The sequence below is a fragment of the Leadbetterella byssophila DSM 17132 genome, from assembly GCF_000166395.1.
GTDB lineage: Bacteria > Bacteroidota > Bacteroidia > Cytophagales > Spirosomataceae > Leadbetterella > Leadbetterella byssophila.
In genome coordinates this window covers 270,808-288,650 of sequence record NC_014655.1, presented here as the reverse complement: position 1 = coordinate 288,650, position 17,843 = coordinate 270,808, and the positions used below count along the sequence as shown (strand labels likewise).

Sequence of the window (17,843 nt, the reverse complement as noted above, 5' to 3'; positions counted from 1 at the left end):
TCATTTTGCTCTAAAACATTTCACCGCAAGTTCTCACCTTAACCATTATTACATTTTTACAAATGCTTTTCTATTTCGCCAGACTCATTAAATTATTTTTAAAATTTGTTCAAATATTTATATTTTTGTTCATAAACGCCCCCAAATGGTTGAAATGAGTACCGACTAACCTATTATTACGAATAATTACTTCAACCCTCATCATCGTTCTATGTCTCGTATAATATCTGCAATTCTCCTTCTACTTTTATCAGCATGCCACTCTCCTGAGAACTATCTGGAAAACGCCGCGGTAGAAACTGAAGGGCAAGCAATTTCAAATAAGTTTATAACCTCTATTGTAGAAGACCAGTACGGATATATCTGGCTGGGTACAACACGAGGACTAAACCGGTATAACGGGCATGAGTTTACACAATTTACTTTTAACAACGACAGCGTTAGCTTACAGGCTAACGTGGTAAGTGCACTTTTATACGACTCTAAAAACAGACTTTGGGTAGGAACTTCAACTCATGGAGTTTCATTGTACGAAAACGGAAAATTTAAAATAATCCCTACCGGTAGCTCCAGTAATTTTATAGCTCAGATTCTGGAAGACAAGTCCGGCAAAATAATCATCAACACAAGCAATGACATCTGTGTATTCAATCCTGAAAAGAATACATTTGAAAGTAAACTTACTTACTTCTCTAAATTTCCTAACCCAACTGTTCTTAATCTGGAAGCATTTGATTCTAATAATAGATTATGGGTAGCCACACAAAACAATATCTCCGTTTATGACCCTGATTTTAAACTTATCAAAAAACTGGAGATTCCAGCTGTTAAGCTAATCCATAGTTTATATATTAATGAATTTGGAGAACTGTGGCTGTCTCATTCTAATGGAATAAGCATAGTTGATACAGACACTATTGAATTTAAACAACTTCCCGAAAAAATAGCCACCTATACTGATTTTCCCGCCTCAGGCATTTCGAATATATTCAGGTACAATCAAAGGGCTGTGATTCTAAAGACTTTTCAGAATGAGCTCTTTTACTTTGATTTTGTTACCAATACATTGGTTCATCAGTCACACAAAGACTTTCCCTTCGCTGCTCCCGATTTTGAACTAACTACCGTCTTTACGGACTCTCGCAACAATCTTTGGTTTGGATCTACGGACAAAGGATTTGAAATGGTTAGAAAGTCAGAGAAGATTTTCAATGAAAAATATCTTTTGGAAAATGCTCTTCAAGGAAAATCTATCATGAAAATTGTTCAGGCTAAAGACAAAAACCTGTGGATTCTTACCAGCAAAGACGGTATATACAAATACACAGTAAGTGACGGTCAGGTCACAAAGGCAACCTTGCCACACACCGGATTTGGCAAAAACGGAAACCTTTTTTTTGATAGCAACGGATATCTTTGGGTAAACTCTGGTAATGATCTTTATCAATGCTCTGTACACAATTCCACCGTATCCATAGTCAAAAGCTACAAATTTGAGGAAACCATGTCTTCTATTGCAGAAGATGACAATGGCAATATCTGGGTGGCTGGATTTGGAGAGTACATCTATTACAAAAAGGGAGATACCTTTGAGAAGAAACAGTTTTATAAACCGGGCTATAACTATACTACGGGTTTAACCAAACTAAGAAGTGGTGAAATAGCTGTTTCTGCTCTTGGCAGAGGAGTATTCCTGATAAATCCTAACACATTAACCACGAAAAATATCGAAATCAAACCTTCTGTTACGCCTTTCCTACCCAATCAGGTCTTTGAAGATTCGAATGGAAACTTATGGATACCCACACACCTTAATGGCCTCTTCACTTATTCACCCACAACCAGACAAACAAAAAATTATCTGAATGCTAAAGCCATCTGCAATGATGCATCCGGCATTATTGAAGACAGTCAGGGCTATCTTTGGATACCTACCCAAAACGGATTGTCAAAACTAGATCCTAAAACAGACAAAGCCATCGTCTATTTTAGTGAGGACGGCACCGGAGGAAATCAGTACAACTTCAATGCATTAGCCAAAGATGATGAAGGCAGACTCTATTTCGGCGGAACTCACGGTATTACCGAAATTAACCCATTGAAAGCCATTCCTGAACAATCTAACAAGATAGTCATCGAAAAAGTCACTTCGGATAAACACAAACTATTTGAAACAAGTAGCCAAAGTACTCCGGTAAAGCGTATTCAGCTTAAGAATTGGAACAATTCCTTTAGTATTCACTATACTATTCTTAATTATAGCCAGCTGAAAAACTACAAATACGAATACAAATTAGAGGGATACAACGACGACTGGACTGATGCGGGAAAAAGCCGTCAGGCTAATTTCTACAAAATTCCTCCCGGTAACTATATTTTTAAAGTGCGGGCTTCCAGTAATAGTCAGGGCGAAATTTTCGAAACTGCTATTTCCTTAAAAATGCTTCCTCCCTGGTGGGCATCTTCACCTATGATTTTACTTTATGTTTTAACTTTAGGTGGTGTAAGCTATGTATTCTTCAGACTTTATTCTTCCTGGAAAACGGACAAAGACAAGACCTTACTTGCAGAGAGAGAAAAACAGGAGGCTATAAGAATTAATGAGCTCAATTTCAATTACTTTTCAAATATATCGCACGAATTCAGAACACCGCTTACCATGATTAAAGGGCCGGTAACCATGCTTTCCGCTCAAAATTTAAATCCGGAAACATTAAACCTGCTTTCTATCATCCAGCGTAACGTAGATAAAATGCTGGGACTCGTAAATCAAATTCTGGACTTTAATAACCTGAAAGATGGCGATTCTCCCCTTAAAACCATCTACTTAGACATTATTCCTGAAATAAGACGAAACGTGGACTTATTCTCTTTTTCAGCTAAAGAAAAGAATATCAGGCTTTCTGTTCAAATTGAAAGCGGACCTATTATGCTTTATCTGGATAGAGATAAATTTGATAAAATACTGTCTAACATTCTCTCAAATGCTATAAAATACACTCCGGCAGGTGGAAATATAGAAGTTCTTGTTAGTATAACGGATAATGAGTACCCAAACACTCCTTCAACAGAAACAAAACTGGTAAAAGTGGACATAAAGGACACAGGAATAGGAATTCCGAAAAAGGATCTAAAAAGGGTTTTTGAACGCTTCTATCAGGTTAATCACCACAATGGCTTAAACCATTACGGTACAGGAATCGGCTTAAATTACAGCCAAAGATTAATCAGAGCTCATCATGGAGAGATTGAAGCTTTTCAGAATGAGACAGGCGGAACCACAATTTCGATTGTACTTCCTCTAGGAAACCAAAACTACTCCCCTTCTGAAATCATAAGTGAAGATTCTGTGGACAAACCACAGGACTCTTCCATTTCTTCTCCTGCAGATAATGAAATTGAAACACTATTAGGAAAAAAAGAGAAAATACTCATAGTAGACGATGAACCAGAAATAACTCACTTTCTGAAAACCATTCTCTCAGCTGATTTTACAATCGAATCTGTTTTTAATGCAGAAGACGCGATAAAAACTATGGAAACCTTTGAGGCCGATTTGATTATCTCCGATGTTCTCATGCCCGGTATGAGCGGATACGACTTCTGTCAGTATCTTAAAGAAAACATAGAATACAGCCATATTCCGGTAATTTTACTAACGGCCAAAAGTACTACCCAGGAGCAGGTCAAAGGATTGTACAAAGGGGCCGATGCGTATATCGTAAAACCCTTTGATCCATTATATCTAATTGCAGTAGTAAAATCTCAAATTAATAACAGAAAGAAAGTCCGGGAAATTTTAACCACTACCACTACTACCAAAAGAATGTTGTCAGAAGCAGGCATTTCACCTCATGACAAAGTCCTGCTAAATGAATTTTATGCACTCATGAACGAAGAGTTGGACAACTCTGAACTGAACATTGTAAAAATGACAGAAAGACTTAATCTTAGCAGAACTAAGTTTTACTACAAGATAAAATCTTTAACCGGAGAAAACCCTGCATCTTTCTTCAAAACTTACAAGTTAAACAAGGCCGCTGAATATATTAAAACAGGTCAGTACAATATCTCAGAGATCGCATATATGACCGGTTTTAACACCTTGTCTCATTTCTCCATTAGTTTCAAAAAACAGTTTGGGGTATCACCCAGCGAGTTTAAGTAGGACTTTCTAAAATTAGCGTGTACTTATTTAGAATTGTAGCATTTGAGGACATCGGAATATGTAGAGGATACCTATTTTAACATCGTACATTTTTTCGACTCCCTGCAAAGCTATCCCTTTCAGGGGGTATCTGCTGTTTGGCAAGGTAGAAGTAGACTTTTCTTTCTCTATCATCACAAACTCCAAGATGGCCAAAATGCCTTTTTTCACATTCCTCGCTTTGCGGTTGATGAGAAACTGGCTTTTGTTGTGTACCGCCATATTAAAGAAGAAGTAAGTATGACCCACTGCAAACCCTACCCACAAGAGCACGAGATTGGCCTTCCAGGCATAAGTTAAAAATACAAAGAGGATAAGAAGAAAAATCTACTTACCCTTTTTAGTGTATTCTTTCAATGTTCTGGTAGAAAATCGGGTATTATATGGATTACAGCCAGAGGCAGTATTACCCGCAGGTACGACCCTTCTATCAACATTTCAAATCCAAAAGCATTTACCGTGTTTATAGAAGTAGACAGGATTAACTGTTGTGTTAAAAGTATGTATCAATACAGATCAGGAAATATGTGGTGGGGCACCGGACAAGGGACTCTATCGATTTGATGTATCCGCCCTACGAAGTACATATTTAAAATGCTACTCATAGTCTATAATTTTGTGGCATGAGTAAAGAAGAGAAACGTGCACGAATGCTGTCTTTGATATCGGATTGGCGGGAAAGTGGGAAGAGTAAGAAACTGAAGTACTCCCCATATCTTGGACAGCACTTATTCAAAATTAAGAAACATTTGGTAGTTTTCTATAGTTAAAATATACTTCATTGGGAGTAAGGCGTTCAAGAGCCTCATGCCTTCTTTCTTTGTTGTAAAATTTCACATATTTTTCTGTTTCGGAGAATAATTCCCACGCATCTTTAGGAGGATTCAGGAAGAGATATTCGTACTTATAACTCCTCCAATACCTTTCAATGAAGACGTTATCCAAAGCTCTTCCTTTTCCGTCCACAGACTGTTTTATTTTGTGTTTTTTGAGCAAACTCACGAACTTTATACTAGTAAACTGACTCCTCTGGTCCGAGTTGAAGATTTCGGGTTTTCCGTATTTTCGGATAACCGATTCAAGTACCTCAATCATCCAGGCTACACTCATAGTATTGGAAGTTCCCCAGCCCAGGATCTTACGAGAATGAACATCAATGATTGCAAATTTATAGCGGAACGCCGCCCGCATGAAGCCCCTTTGCATAGCTATGTAGGTTATATCAGCCTGCCACACCTGATTCGGCCTGTCAATGGTCAGATTATTGAGTAAATAGGGGAAAATGAATGCGTCTTTAGCCTTTTTACTTAGACCGGGTTTCGGCATAAGTGTATCTAAAGCCATTATTTTATACAGCCTGCGGATACGTTTTACATTTACTCCCAGCCCATAATTATAATTGATATAATCGGTCATACGCTCTACTCCATAAAAAGGACATTCTGTAAACTTGGCATCTATCTTATTCATAAGAAATTGATTAAGAAGATTCTCTCCTCGTGATTTAAAGTAGTAGCTGCTACGGGGAAGTTCCAGTAAAGCACATTGTTTACTAACCGAGAGCTTCCGGTAAGACCGAACTATCAGACTCCTCTTTTGGTGCACACTCATTTCCCCAAGACTTTTTTTAAAAAGTCTACCTGCACTTGAAGTTCTCCGATTTTGGAATAAAGTTCCTGCTCTTTTTTCTCAGACTCTTTCTGGTTCGGGCTTTCCTTCTCAAAAACCGTTGTCGCTTTCTCCAAAAATTCGTGCTTCCATTTCGTTACCTGTGCAGGTGAAATCTTGTACTTGCTCGAAATCTGAAGTACAGTATTTCGTTCCTTGATAGCCTCAAGTGCCACCTTGGCTTTAAAATCAGCCGAAAATTTACGTCGTTCTTTTTTCATATCAACCTCTAAGTTATTACTTATTCGGCTGTCCAGAAAATCGGGAGTACTTCAAAGTAAGACATTTGTACACCGCTTTTCACAAAATAAAGTTCCTTTTGAACTTGTCCGGGAACATTAATAAGTTGTCCTTTCTTAAAAGTCTTTGGTTTAAGTTTGTCGGTGAGCAAACTATAGTCTTCCGTACTAATGTCATGAAAAAGCTTAAAATTTCTGTATCGCTCCATAAATCAAAATTAGCACTTAAAAGGTCTGAATGCATGTTTCAATTTTGTATTCCTACCAAAATACTGTAGATTTACATGCTGCTTACGGGAGAAATATACTTTCTCATTCTAATTGTCAAACAATTTTTGCTGCGGCTCTTTATCTTCCAAAGCCCGTATGGGTTCATGAATCTTTACAGATTAAATTTAATGGGACTAGTAAATACTAATCCTGTATCGTTATGAAATATTATGTACAATTATTTAGCCCTCATGGTCTTATCCGGCACAAAAATGCGGAAATAGGTCGTGATAAAGATACCGGGGGGCAAGTGAAATATGTTTTGGAGCTTCTGGAAGCCCTTTCCCATGATCACCGAATCCGGAAAATAGATTTAGTTACCCGGAAAATAGTGGATAAAAGGGTGCCTTCCGATTATGGCAGGGAAATAGAGATCGTCAATGACAAAGCGCGTATTGTCAGAATCCAGTGTGGCGGGCTCTTATATAAAGAAAAGGAGTCACTCTGGAATCACCTGGATGAATTTGTCGACAAAGTGATACGCTTCACTGAGGCCCAGGAGGATTTTCCCGATGTTGTACACGGGCACTATGCAGACGGTAATTATATTGCGGGGGAGCTGAGCAAGGTTTTTAACACTATATTTATAGCTACCGGGCACTCTTTAGGCCGGAATAAAAAAAACATTCTGCTCCGGGAAGGCCTCTCTGCTGAAAAAATAAACACCCGGTTTAATATTGAAAAACGCATCCAGGTAGAAGAAAACACCCTTTCAATGGCGGATGCTATTATTGTTAGTACGCAACATGAAATAGCGTCACAATATAAACTGTATGAAAATAATGGTAAAGCTAGATTCCAGGTTATTCCTCCCGGCATAAATCACCACATTTTTTATCCGTATTTCAGGGCAGTTATGCCCGGTTTTACCATGAGCACGGAAGAGGAGATTGCCACTTTCCGTATAAATTCCGAAATAGAGCGGTTTTTATTTTCACCGGAAAAACCGTTAATACTGTCTATTGGCCGGGCTGATAAACGCAAGAATTTTGAAACCATCATTAATAGTTACGGCAAAGACAAGGAACTACAGGCCATGGCTAACCTGGCTATTTTCGCAGGAGTTAGAAAAGACATTAGCTTAATGTCGCCTGACGAACAGGAAACCCTTACGAACCTGCTGCTTTTAATGGACAAATATGACCTTTACGGGAAGATGGCTATTCCTAAAAAGAATGATCCTTTTAATGAAGTTCCCGAAATTTACCGGATAGCCGCCAGAAAAAAAGGGGTTTTTATCAATGCCACGCCCGGAGAAAACTTCGGTCTGACCATAGTAGAATCTGCGGCGTGTGGTTTACCAGTTGTAGCCTCACCTACGGGCGGCCCAAAGGATATAGTGGAAAATTTGGAAAACGGCTTGCTAGTAAATGTAGAAAAACCGGAAGAAATCGCGAACGGGCTTAAATCTGTTCTGGCCGATGGGCAGCAATGGGAGGAATATTCAGAAAAGGGAATAATAAGGAGCAAGGAAATGTACTCCTGGGATGCTCACGCAAAAAAATACATACAGCTTTTAGATTCCATATCTGAAAAAGAGCAGAAAACTGAAACGGGAAAAGCCCCTGGAAATACGCTTCTGAAAACGCCGGTGTATTTTATTTCTGATCTGGACGGAACGTTAATAGAAGGAGAGGAAGCGCCCGGCTTATCTGAGCTTGTCGACTTTTTAAAAGAAAATAATAACCGGGTAGTATTTGGTATATCCACTGGCAGAAATGTGCAATTAACCCGGGAAGCCCTATCTCAGCATCCGTTACTTTCCAGGGCAGAAATTATCATATGCTCTGTAGGTACCGAGATCTATTATACGTCAGATTTTATAGCCGATAAAGGTTGGGAAAAACACATTAATTATCAGTGGGAACGTAAAAAACTGCTGGAAGCATTAAATGACCACTCTGCTCTTGAACTCCAGGAGGAAGAAGCTCAAACTCCGCATAAACTAAGCTATTATATAAAAGGAGTATTCGGAGATGACCAGTTGGCAGAACTATACAAAATGCTGGACGACAAACAATTAAGAGCCAAAATATTTGTAACGGACAATACTCACCTGGATCTGGTACCTGTGCGTTCCGGTAAAGGTAAAGCACTGCATTATCTGAGCTACAAATGGAAAAAGCCGATTCAGAATTTTATAGTTTCCGGAAATGGCGGAAATGATATTGGAATGCTGGGAGGCAGAACAAACGGAATAGTAGTCAGTAACCACAGCCCTGAGCTGGTGGTATTGAAAGAAAACTCCAACGTCTATTTTTCGAAAAATCCTTTGGCGGAAGGGGTATTGGAGGGTATCCGGCATTATATTAAAAACAGGAAACATCTTTATAAAATATTGGAGGAAAATATTAATACGTAATAAATGTGCCGTTAGTTTCGGGAATATCAAACCGGGTATCATCCAGCAAAAGCATTTCCACTACAAACCCTTTCTCATTCATTCCACCATATGGCATTTCTTTTCCGTTTTGGTTGAATGTAATGCTTCCGTATTTACTTGTCCATACCTCGTACCGGTATGCGTGAAATAAGCCAATTTAGCAGTATTCTTCAAATTTTTGACAAGATACCCATTGTCTAACATCCAGTCAAAGTTCTTACCCTATAGGATGCTCTTTCCGTTCTTCAATACAAATGCTGAACAGGGGTGGGCCGGGCGGACCAATATTACCAGGAATAAAAGTATCCAAACATATTTTTTCATTTCGCTGGCGTTTAGGCATGCCCCTGGCGTCTGTGGTGGTATAAGTATTGCATTAGTCCAAAGTTAGCATAATGTTAGCAATGGCACTATCGTTGCGTCAATAATTGTTGAATAACTGTGCCCCTGTTTCTCCGCTACTAACGACAGGAAAGTTGACGGTATTTGGAAAGTGGGACACAACAGCAGTAAAGCCACCGAAATTTACAACCACGTAAACCTTAAGAGCCTGCAAAACATTAAAAGTCCGTTTGACGATTTGTAGTGATGAAAACTACACCAAGCCAGCCGTAATTGGGAGATTTGTGTAGTTTTGTTGCATGTATAAACGAGTTGTGCGTCATATTATAAAAACCCGAAATGAATAGAAAAATAATTTTGATTTATCTAATAATCATATTGACCCTAAACTTTTCTTGCGTTGAGAAAAAATCAAAAGAAGGAGAAACTAACAAGTCTGAATTGGAGGCAACTTCAAAAACTGACACTTTGAAATTTACTTCGGGAATACGTGCTATCTTTCAAGACAGTAAAGGTAACTATTGGTTTGGAAGTCATAATGAAGGTGTAAGTTTTTATAATGGAAAATCATTTGAATACTTTACAACTAATGAAGGTTTATCTGACAATCAAATCCGTTCAATCCAAGAGGACAAGAATGGGAAAATTTGGTTTGGAACTGCAAGAGGTGTTAGTGTATATGACAAAGTAAAGTTTACTAATTATCCGTCTATAAATAACAACCCAATATTTGATTGGAATAAAACCAATGGAGATTTATGGTTTAATGCGGGTGAGGAAGACGGAATAAATCGTTTTGACGGAATAAATATGAACTATTTGATTTTCCCAAAACCCAAAAATAAAAATGCTGATAATGCTGACAATACTTACGGTGTTACGGGTATCTCAAAAGATAAAGACGGTAAGGTTTGGATTGCGACTTATGCAGCACTATTTAACTATGATGGTAAAATGGTAAATATCTTTGATCATGAAAAATTAAACCTAAAAGATAATGAGCTGCTGCATATCAGAAGTGTATTAGCAGATTCAAAAGGTCGAATTTGGATAGGAAATAATGGGATTGGCGTTTTGCTAATGGAAGGTAATTCAATCATAAATTTTTCTGAAAAGAATAATTTAATCCATCCAACAAGTAAAAGAAATGGAAATAAATCAGAACCAGGTACACTTGAACACCCTTTTGCTATTGAAGAAGATTCAGAAGGCAATATTTGGTTTGGAGATGTATATACAGGAGCTTGGAAATATAACGGTAAAACTTTTGTCTTAAACGCAATTACTTGGACACTATTTTTAATTTATTTCACCAATTCGGATCAATTTTTACACCAATTGATTCGAGGAATTTTCTAGGGGACTTATAGTGAAGACCGCCATGTATTCTTTCGAAATTATAGAATTTTTTCCATCTTATCATTACTTGTTTAAATTCTTGTAGGCTTTCAAATTCAAATCGTTGACATACAGCACTTTCCAGAATTGAATGGTAGGCTTCTATATGTCCATTCTGTTGAGGTGTTGCCGGTTTTGTAAATTCCTGAGTTATACCTTTTTGTTTTAGATATTCTTGAACTATTAAAGCTTCGAATTGTGAGCCATTATCGTTTCTTACTATAAATTGCTTTGGTATCGGATAAGTTTGTAAATTTGTTCAAATAGATTTATTACATCTTCAGATTTAATAGAATTTGCGATGTATTGTCCCAATTGCCATCTCGAAAAAACATCCAAAATTGTCAGTACTTGCGCATTTGTGCGTTTTCCTTGGATATATACATATTTAATATCAAATTCTAGGAATGCAAATTCTCTTTGTACAATGGGAACGAGTTCTTTTACCCAGTTCCTACTTATTCTCTTGGTATTACTGCGTTGAAATTTTAATAAATTGTTTTCCTTCATGAGCTTATAGGTTCTATAAGCCCCAATTCTCAATCCCTTTTCTTGGTTTAAATAGCGGTAGGTTTTATAATACCCATAATCCACAAATTCGCCCTCCAGAAGTGTTTTAGTTTCTTGTAAAATATAATCCATATCAAACCTATTATTTTCCATATCATATACATAACCTGAGGCCCTTTTCCCCGGTTTTGTACCTGTAGAAATGTAATAGTAGCTGCTTCGAGGTAAATCTACATGCTTTAATACTAGATATTTAGGCCTCCCTTGCTCTAGAAATTCGTCAACTACCTGGATTTTTATTTCTTTAGAGATTGACTTTTTTTTAAAAGGGAATCTTTAATTTGAATAGCTAACTCTTTTTCAGCAACTATCCTTTTTAGAGCTTCGTTTTCACGACGTAATTGTTTGAGTTCACGCTCGGCATCTGTCATTGCTCCTGCTTCCAAGCCACTTTTGCCTAACTTCTCAAATTTCTCTTTCCAATTATAAATACTCACAGTAGAAACCCCAAATTCTCGCGATGAATAACTTACGCCGTGCTGGATAGAATGAAGTACAATCTTCTCTTTCTCCTCCAAACTCCATGTTTTTCGATGTTTTGACATACACAAATCTAATTAATTGTTAACTTAGTTTTGTGTCCAAGTTTTTATCGAGCTATTAGGTTCTTACCCATTCAATTTTATTTACATACATCTTATTAGCAATGAGGAAATCAATAAAATCAAAGTCCTAATTAAATAAATTAACGTTATGAAAAGTGCATATTTAATGGCTCTACTATTAGCCATTTTAATCACTTCTTGCGCAGAGACGGAAAATCCATTCGTGCCGGAAGAACCAAAGCCAGAAAATCCTGTTCAAATTGTAGATGAGCCGGATCCTGTTGATTTTCAGGTGACAGAAACAAAGGAGCCCTACTTTACTATAGCAGATAAAGGTTTTGAAGCATTACTAATCGTTTTGAACATTGATACTGATAACCAAATAAATGGCAAGGTATCTCAGGCTGACGTTTTAAATGTTAAAGACTTACGTCATAATTTGAATGGCTCTCCAAATTTGAAAGCTGAATTTATCAAGCAAAAATATGGAGCGATGCCCACTATCAAGGACTTTGACGATATCAGGCATTTTAAAAATCTTCAAAACCTGGGTGTACATGGTGGCAAGACGATAGATTTAAGCTTGAATGCTAACTTGGAAAAAATCGAGTGGACGGGAGGGTTAGGTTTTGAAACGCTAAACTTAACCAATCTTGACAAACTGAAAATAGTGCAGTGCTATGCTCCAATGATGCCGCACGCGTCAGGAGATCCGGGTGAAGTGCAGTTGAAGAACAATACCTCTTTAGAGGTATTTGAGTATTACGGTCATGCCAATAGTATTGACCTTTCGCAGGCTCCGAATTTGAAGATCCTGATATTTAATTCCTGGTCATATCAGGATTCTGTGGTGAATCTTTTGAATACAACTCATTTAGATAAAGTTCACATTGGAATCACGAATAGAAAGGGAGTGAAAGTTCTTGTCTCTCCTCAGACCATGGAGAAAATCAAAACTAATCCGTCCAATTTCCATATTCCTGAAACGGCAATATGGACGGTAAGAGGTTAAAGGTTTAGATAGTACGAAAATGCAGAAGGCTCAGACCCTGGCTAAAATAAGCTTAGCCGGGGTTTTCCTATTTACTTAATACTAAATATCACGTTATAGAATGATTATTGCAGCTATCGTTGAAGTATCCAAAACAATTGAAGGTAATCATCTGTAGGCCATTCGTACATAGGATCGCATGATAAATGATTTTGGCAAGCCTGTAATCCCGCTGCATCTCATTTTCATAGTCTACCGCACCACTATCCAGCGCTTTATCAAGTAGCTTCTCTATTTCTTTCATTGGTGGGTAGCAGCCAGTTATAGCTGTACATGTCTCTCCGAATCCAGTGGATGTAAATTACAATCGAGAAATGCTCTTATTGGAAGGGCCTATTGGTGCGAGGTTGGTAGCTGTAGTTCCTGTCAGCTTAAAAGCAATTAAACCTTCTGATCAAATGATTATCGCTGAGCATTCATATTTTTAACCTGAATTTTCAAATGATAAAGACAGTCCGAAAATGGACTGCCTTTATCATTATAGTGCAACTAACTTTTAGGTTTCTTAAGTACCAGGTACTCCAGGTCGGGGTCATTTAAGAGTCTTTCCATTTCCGACTGAATAATATCCTGTATGTCCTGCTTCACCTGCAGGTAGTTTCGGATCAACGTAAATTTTTGTGGGGCATCTTGGATTAAGCATATAATTGAGTAAGCCTATACAAAAAGAATTCGGTGTTTTTGACGCCACGAAATTGTGCTCTAAATGCCTTGATCTTTGCACGGTTCGCCGTTGCGATTGAAGGATTCTGCTGCAGCATTGGTTGACCGGTTGTCAAAGTAGTTTAGAATAGTTTGGTAGTGATTTTCTATTGATTTTGCGACGGAATTAAATGTTTTAAATCCCATCTGCCTGACTTTTTCATGCCATTTGGCCAGTCGAGTTAGGCCCCAGATTTTGTCGGGAGATTTTGTAAATATTTGACTTAGTTGGTTGGTTAAATCGTAAGCTATTTTTAAGTCTGGATATATATCAAATAGAATTTTAGCGCGCTGCTGCTGGCTTTCGGTCCAGTTTTTTTGTTTTTTGTATAGCAAATATCTGCTTCTCGCCAGTAGCTGACGCAGGGTGTCTCCGTTAGACAATATTGGTACTTGGTAATCCGTGCCGCTTGATTTAGCTTGTTCTATCGCTTCATTTTCCTTGTCTATGGCCTCCCATCTATGTTGAATGCGGATGTCTTGTAATGCGTCAATAGCTAGTCGTTGCACATGAAATCGGTCTGTCACTCGGCTTGCCTTGGGGAAACAACGTTTTGCTATTTGCTCCATATTCGGAGCCATATCTAGTGTAATTTCCTGAACCTTTTTTCGCTTTTTTTCCGGTAGCTGTTGAAGCACTTTTATTACTACATCGACCTTAGTGCCTGCTACAATGGCAACAACGCTACCTTTCAGGCCTTTTGCAGCTTTAAAATTGTATAAAGCTCACCATGAGATAGACTGGTTTCATCAATCGACAGGTGTGTGCCTAGATTCTCAGGAAATAAAAGCCATTCTTTAGCATGTGAACGCTGATTCCAACTCAAAAAATCGGACAAATGACTTCGGTATTGACGCTGAAAATGATGTCCGCTTACACCATAAAGTTCAGCAATGCTTTTAGCACTATGGGGGTTGGAATCAATGGATAAAAAGCGGAAAACTCCTTAGTCATCCGCGTCCCTTTTGCTACCTCGTCCCAATCCCTATGGTGCATCTGCCCAGTTTTGGTATTGAGCCAGCGTCTTCTACTCACATGTAGAAAAACGCGCTTGTCACGAATGGGAAAGTCCTGAATAGTACTCTCAGGTAAAAAAACCTTAGATTCTAAATCTACTTTGATAGGATCTGAAGGATCATAATTTTTCTCCTCTAGATAAACGTGAAGTGTACCAAGAACATTATCCACTTTCTTCAAGTGAAAATAGGTCAAAATAAAATCGGGCAACAAAAATTCAACAAGAGGTAGAAAGCTTTCCAAAATCGACAAATTAAAATATCTACAAACTTAAAAAAATACAATGCACCCCACAAGTTTTGTCGTTGATCCTTAATTTTTCCCAAGCACCCCACAAGTTTTGTCGTTGATCCTTTTTTTCCCTGAGAAGGTTACAATCGAGTAGGAAGATAGGGATTATTTCCCTATCTGTCCTCTCACACCACCCGGCATACGGATCCGTACCAAGGCGGTTTGTTAGAATAACGTCGTTTGATGCGTTGTTCTCCAGTAATAGTAGTCTGCAAATCCTTCGTAACCTAATTTAGTAAAGTATGAGTTTGTTAGCGTTGTTTGAACGATAGGGCTTGTCCCTGTCCGAGTATAGGATTTACGGGTGTTCGCATGTTGGTAGGCAAGCCAGCGTTTGGCTCCCAGTTTCATTAAGTTCCGAATTCGATTACCTGCGGTCTTCCATTGCTTCCAAAGCAGAACACGCAAGCGTCTTCGCACTAGTTCATCTAGTGTTACCATCACCTTCTTATTCGTTGCTATACGAAAGTAATCCACCCAGCCGTGAATAATTTGCCGTAGTTTAGTCAGTCGCTCATGCATAGGAGTAGCTGTATTACGTCGAGTATTTTGACGTAACTTCTCTCGGATTCGTTCGATACTCTTTGCAGAGATACGAATCTGCCAATCTCCTTGAGTTTTGAAGAAACTAAAGCCGAGTAAACTACTTTGGGAAGGTTTGCTTACCTTACTCTTTTCACGGTTCACTTTCAGTTTTAGTGTAGATTCGATGTAACTGGTGATGTTGCGCATAATACGAGTGGCGGATTTATTGCTCTTCGCGTAGATACTACAGTCATCCGCATAACGTACAAATCGATGTCCACGGGAGCTGAGTTCCGTATCCAGTTCGTTCAGGATGATGTTTGACAAAAGTGGACTTAAAGGACTGCCCTGTGGTGTGCCCTTGGTTCGCTTTTGTTCAAGACCATGATCCATAATCCCACAACGAAGGTATTTCCCGATCAGCGCTAGGACTCGACGATCCGTAATCTTCTTGCTCAAAGATGCATCAGTATGTCGTGGTTCACTTGATCGAAGAATTGTTCCAAATCAAGTTCAACGACCCACGTGTAGCCCAAGTTCAGATACTCTTGCGCTTTAATGACGGCCTGATGAGCATTACGATTCGGACGGAAGCCGTAGCTGTTATCGTGAAAATCACCCTCATACTTTAACCCAAGCCATTGGGAAATGCTTTGCTGAATAACACGGTCGATGACCGTTGGGATACCCAGCATACGCTTGCCGCCACTTGCTTTGGGAATCTCTACTTTCCGAACAGCTTGTGGGCGGTAAGTGCCAGAGAGAATATCCGATCGCAGGGATTGCCAGTGCGTGTTAAGGTAGTCACGAAGATTATCGATCTGCATACCATCAACTCCGCTAGCACCTCCATTAGAGATGACACGATCAACTGCGTGTTTGACATTTCGGATGTGTAATATCTCTTCCAACATAGTATTACTAAAAAAAAAACCTCAGGCATTGTGTCCACTTCGTTGCACGACTCAGCTAAGCTCCTCTTGCATTTTACTATCAGTTTCCGACCTACCCTCATGCAAGCAGTTCTCTTATGTGGTTCGGCTTTTAACACTTCGTCATAAACTTCATGGTTCCTTTGCCATTCTAACATTCAGACCTTCCCCTGTATAAAGTAGAGAAGCAGGGTACTATGTCCTCTGCTGACTTCTGACTAAAGCATACTAGCATTATTATTCTGCTATATGTTTCTTCGCGGGCATTCGCGTATACCTTTGACAGAGTTTAGTCAGATCTCCCCAGGTAAGAACAATAACTTTCACCTCATATATCCGCTACATTTACCATAGTGTTTCCGTACAGTTTAGGGCTTTGGCTTGTTTTGCAGCCTCACCCAACACTTGCGGCCTTGTATGTAGTTTCTGTTCGTCGGATCGAGGTTTTGCCTCAGACTTCCTTCAGATTCCACCTCACGGTGGACACCCTTGTCATAAGCTAACACTTCCCACTGTAAAGGCGTGTTCGGGACTTACACCCTAGAGTTATTGCACATGCTGGGCACACAACGAAAAAGACAAGCCTTTCGACTTGTCTTTGTGATCCCGCTGGGATTCGAACCCAGGACCCATACATTAAAAGTGTATTGCTCTACCAGCTGAGCTACGGAATCGATCCGTGTCGGGGTGGCAAGATTCGAACTTGCGACCTTCTGCTCCCAAAGCAGACGCGATGACCGGGCTACGCTACACCCCGAAAAAAAATGCAAGTCGTGTTTCAGACTTGCCTTGTGATCCCGATAGGATTCGAACCTATGACCCACAGATTAGAAATCTGTTGCTCTATCCAGCTGAGCTACGGAACCTTATGAATTTACAGCTAAAGCTGCCTCGTCGGGGTGGCAAGATTCGAACTTGCGACCTTCTGCTCCCAAAGCAGACGCGATGACCGGGCTACGCTACACCCCGAAAATTCGTTCAGCGGAGAGAGCGGGATTCGAACCCGCGGTACCGTTTCCAGTACGTCAGTTTAGCAAACTGGTGGTTTCAGCCACTCACCCATCTCTCCGTCTCTCCGAAAAGGTTTGCAAATATAGACCTATTTTATGGCTCTGCAAAACATCAACGGGATATTTTTTGAAGATTTTTTTCTGAAATTTACTAAGATTTTGGAAATAAATCACTTAATCCTATCTGGATTTTCTTGCAGAAATGCCCCCCATCCATTTTTCTTTGAATTATTCCCTGTCAATGCTTTTGTCCCGCTATGCATAAAATGACAGACTCCCACAGCTAAGGCGTCTGTAGCATCTAGAAAGGTTCTTTCTAAGGGATGATTGAATAATTTCTCTAACATATACGCTACCTGCTCCTTCGTGGCATTACCGTTACCTGTTACACTTTGCTTCACTTTTTTAGGTAGATATTCTACAATATTGATATCTTTCGCCAAAGCTGCAGCCATGGCCACCCCCTGTGCTCTTCCTAACTTCAACATGGACTGCACGTTCTCACCATAAAAGGGAGCCTCAATGGCCATCTCATCCGGAAGGTATTCATTGATCAATTGAGTGATACGCTCGAAGATCCTTTTCAACTTCAACTCATGCGAAGTCAACTTCTCCAACCGCAACACCCCATACTGGATCACCTTCAATTGAGAGTTCTTCACTTCAATGATGCCATACCCCATCACCCGAGT

15 protein-coding genes and 5 tRNA genes are annotated in these 17,843 nt (G+C 39.2%); 4 read left to right on the top strand and 16 right to left on the bottom strand.

Annotation, left to right across the window (positions count from 1 at the left end):
• Positions 1–211 precede the first annotated feature (211 nt).
• Positions 212–4,168 carry a two-component regulator propeller domain-containing protein gene (locus LBYS_RS01330; protein WP_013407111.1) on the top strand — a complete coding sequence of 1,319 codons (3,957 nt, stop codon included), beginning with the start codon at positions 212–214 and terminating at the stop codon, positions 4,166–4,168.
• Between the two features lie 27 nt (positions 4,169–4,195).
• Here the strand turns inward: LBYS_RS01330 and LBYS_RS01325 are convergent, their stop codons facing one another.
• The 3 genes from LBYS_RS01325 to LBYS_RS01315 all read right to left on the bottom strand — a co-directional run bounded on the left by LBYS_RS01325 (position 4,196) and on the right by LBYS_RS01315 (position 6,096).
• The gene (locus tag LBYS_RS01325) at positions 4,196–4,480 is read right to left on the bottom strand and encodes a hypothetical protein (protein ID WP_148225735.1); all 285 of its coding nucleotides are present in this window, start codon (positions 4,478–4,480) and stop codon (positions 4,196–4,198) included.
• Between the two features lie 465 nt (positions 4,481–4,945).
• Positions 4,946–5,818, bottom strand: coding sequence for an IS3 family transposase (locus tag LBYS_RS01320; RefSeq protein WP_013407110.1), 873 nt, complete (start codon positions 5,816–5,818; stop codon positions 4,946–4,948).
• Positions 5,815–6,096: a transposase gene (locus LBYS_RS01315; protein ID WP_013407109.1), complete on the bottom strand. Its 282-nt coding sequence runs from the start codon at positions 6,094–6,096 to the stop codon at positions 5,815–5,817. The genes LBYS_RS01320 and LBYS_RS01315 overlap by 4 nt, the downstream gene beginning before the upstream one ends.
• 448 nt (positions 6,097–6,544) lie before the next feature.
• On the opposite strand from LBYS_RS01315, the gene LBYS_RS01305 reads away from it, so the two are divergent.
• Both LBYS_RS01305 and LBYS_RS01300 read left to right on the top strand, forming a co-directional pair.
• Positions 6,545–8,746 carry an HAD family hydrolase gene (locus LBYS_RS01305; RefSeq protein ID WP_013407107.1) on the top strand — a complete coding sequence of 734 codons (2,202 nt, stop codon included), beginning with the start codon at positions 6,545–6,547 and terminating at the stop codon, positions 8,744–8,746.
• Between the two features lie 702 nt (positions 8,747–9,448).
• The gene (locus LBYS_RS01300) at positions 9,449–10,468 is read left to right on the top strand and encodes a ligand-binding sensor domain-containing protein (RefSeq protein ID WP_013407106.1); all 1,020 of its coding nucleotides are present in this window, start codon (positions 9,449–9,451) and stop codon (positions 10,466–10,468) included.
• On the opposite strand, the gene LBYS_RS19505 is transcribed toward LBYS_RS01300, so the two are convergent.
• The 3 genes from LBYS_RS19505 to LBYS_RS01290 all read right to left on the bottom strand — a co-directional run bounded on the left by LBYS_RS19505 (position 10,419) and on the right by LBYS_RS01290 (position 11,622).
• Positions 10,419–10,613: an IS3 family transposase gene (locus tag LBYS_RS19505; RefSeq protein ID WP_229310493.1), complete on the bottom strand. Its 195-nt coding sequence runs from the start codon at positions 10,611–10,613 to the stop codon at positions 10,419–10,421. The two genes, LBYS_RS01300 and LBYS_RS19505, sit on opposite strands and share 50 nt — an antisense overlap.
• Positions 10,614–10,726: 113 nt before the next feature.
• Positions 10,727–11,149, bottom strand: coding sequence for an IS3 family transposase (locus tag LBYS_RS19500; protein ID WP_041823368.1), 423 nt, complete (start codon positions 11,147–11,149; stop codon positions 10,727–10,729).
• Between the two features lie 164 nt (positions 11,150–11,313).
• Entirely contained in the window at positions 11,314–11,622 is a 309-nt protein-coding gene (locus LBYS_RS01290; protein WP_013407105.1) for a transposase, read from the bottom strand.
• A 148-nt stretch (positions 11,623–11,770) separates the two neighbouring features.
• Between LBYS_RS01290 and LBYS_RS01285 the strand changes: the two genes are divergently transcribed.
• Entirely contained in the window at positions 11,771–12,634 is an 864-nt protein-coding gene (locus LBYS_RS01285) for a hypothetical protein (protein WP_013407104.1), read from the top strand.
• A gap of 741 nt (positions 12,635–13,375) precedes the next feature.
• Here LBYS_RS01285 and LBYS_RS01280 read toward each other — a convergent pair.
• The 10 genes from LBYS_RS01280 to ruvC all read right to left on the bottom strand — a co-directional run bounded on the left by LBYS_RS01280 (position 13,376) and on the right by ruvC (position 17,834).
• Entirely contained in the window at positions 13,376–14,050 is a 675-nt protein-coding gene (locus LBYS_RS01280; RefSeq protein ID WP_445468617.1) for an ISAon1 family transposase, read from the bottom strand.
• 199 nt (positions 14,051–14,249) lie between these two features.
• On the bottom strand, positions 14,250–14,636 hold the full coding sequence (locus LBYS_RS01275) for an ISAon1 family transposase N-terminal region protein (RefSeq protein ID WP_013407103.1): 387 nt from the start codon (positions 14,634–14,636) through the stop codon (positions 14,250–14,252).
• 213 nt (positions 14,637–14,849) lie between these two features.
• The gene (locus LBYS_RS19720; protein ID WP_262494816.1) at positions 14,850–15,668 is read right to left on the bottom strand and encodes a reverse transcriptase domain-containing protein; all 819 of its coding nucleotides are present in this window, start codon (positions 15,666–15,668) and stop codon (positions 14,850–14,852) included.
• On the bottom strand, positions 15,665–16,123 hold the full coding sequence (locus LBYS_RS19715) for a reverse transcriptase domain-containing protein (RefSeq protein ID WP_262494815.1): 459 nt from the start codon (positions 16,121–16,123) through the stop codon (positions 15,665–15,667). The genes LBYS_RS19720 and LBYS_RS19715 overlap by 4 nt, the downstream gene beginning before the upstream one ends.
• A 619-nt stretch (positions 16,124–16,742) precedes the next feature.
• Positions 16,743–16,815 (bottom strand) — tRNA-Lys (locus LBYS_RS01265).
• Between the two features lie 8 nt (positions 16,816–16,823).
• Positions 16,824–16,898, bottom strand: a tRNA-Pro gene (locus tag LBYS_RS01260).
• Between the two features lie 35 nt (positions 16,899–16,933).
• A tRNA-Arg gene (locus LBYS_RS01255) sits at positions 16,934–17,007 on the bottom strand.
• A gap of 28 nt (positions 17,008–17,035) precedes the next feature.
• A tRNA-Pro gene (locus LBYS_RS01250) sits at positions 17,036–17,110 on the bottom strand.
• 13 nt (positions 17,111–17,123) lie between these two features.
• Positions 17,124–17,210 (bottom strand) — tRNA-Ser (locus LBYS_RS01245).
• A 111-nt stretch (positions 17,211–17,321) separates the two neighbouring features.
• Positions 17,322–17,834, bottom strand: coding sequence for a crossover junction endodeoxyribonuclease RuvC (ruvC, locus tag LBYS_RS01240; RefSeq protein ID WP_083794605.1), 513 nt, complete (start codon positions 17,832–17,834; stop codon positions 17,322–17,324).
• Between the last annotated feature and the right edge of the window lie 9 nt (positions 17,835–17,843).

Coding starts and splice junctions, on each gene's coding strand:
- LBYS_RS01330 (WP_013407111.1), top strand. CDS start 212: ATGTCTCGTATAATATCTGCAATTCTCCTTCTACTTTTATCAGCATGC.
- LBYS_RS01320 (WP_013407110.1), bottom strand. CDS start 5,818: ATGAGTGTGCACCAAAAGAGGAGTCTGATAGTTCGGTCTTACCGGAAG.
- LBYS_RS01315 (WP_013407109.1), bottom strand. CDS start 6,096: ATGAAAAAAGAACGACGTAAATTTTCGGCTGATTTTAAAGCCAAGGTG.
- LBYS_RS01305 (WP_013407107.1), top strand. CDS start 6,545: ATGAAATATTATGTACAATTATTTAGCCCTCATGGTCTTATCCGGCAC.
- LBYS_RS01300 (WP_013407106.1), top strand. CDS start 9,449: ATGAATAGAAAAATAATTTTGATTTATCTAATAATCATATTGACCCTA.
- LBYS_RS19500 (WP_041823368.1), bottom strand. CDS start 11,149: ATGGATTATATTTTACAAGAAACTAAAACACTTCTGGAGGGCGAATTT.
- LBYS_RS01290 (WP_013407105.1), bottom strand. CDS start 11,622: ATGTCAAAACATCGAAAAACATGGAGTTTGGAGGAGAAAGAGAAGATT.
- LBYS_RS01285 (WP_013407104.1), top strand. CDS start 11,771: ATGAAAAGTGCATATTTAATGGCTCTACTATTAGCCATTTTAATCACT.
- LBYS_RS19715 (WP_262494815.1), bottom strand. CDS start 16,123: ATGTTGGAAGAGATATTACACATCCGAAATGTCAAACACGCAGTTGAT.
- ruvC (WP_083794605.1), bottom strand. CDS start 17,834: ATGGGGTATGGCATCATTGAAGTGAAGAACTCTCAATTGAAGGTGATC.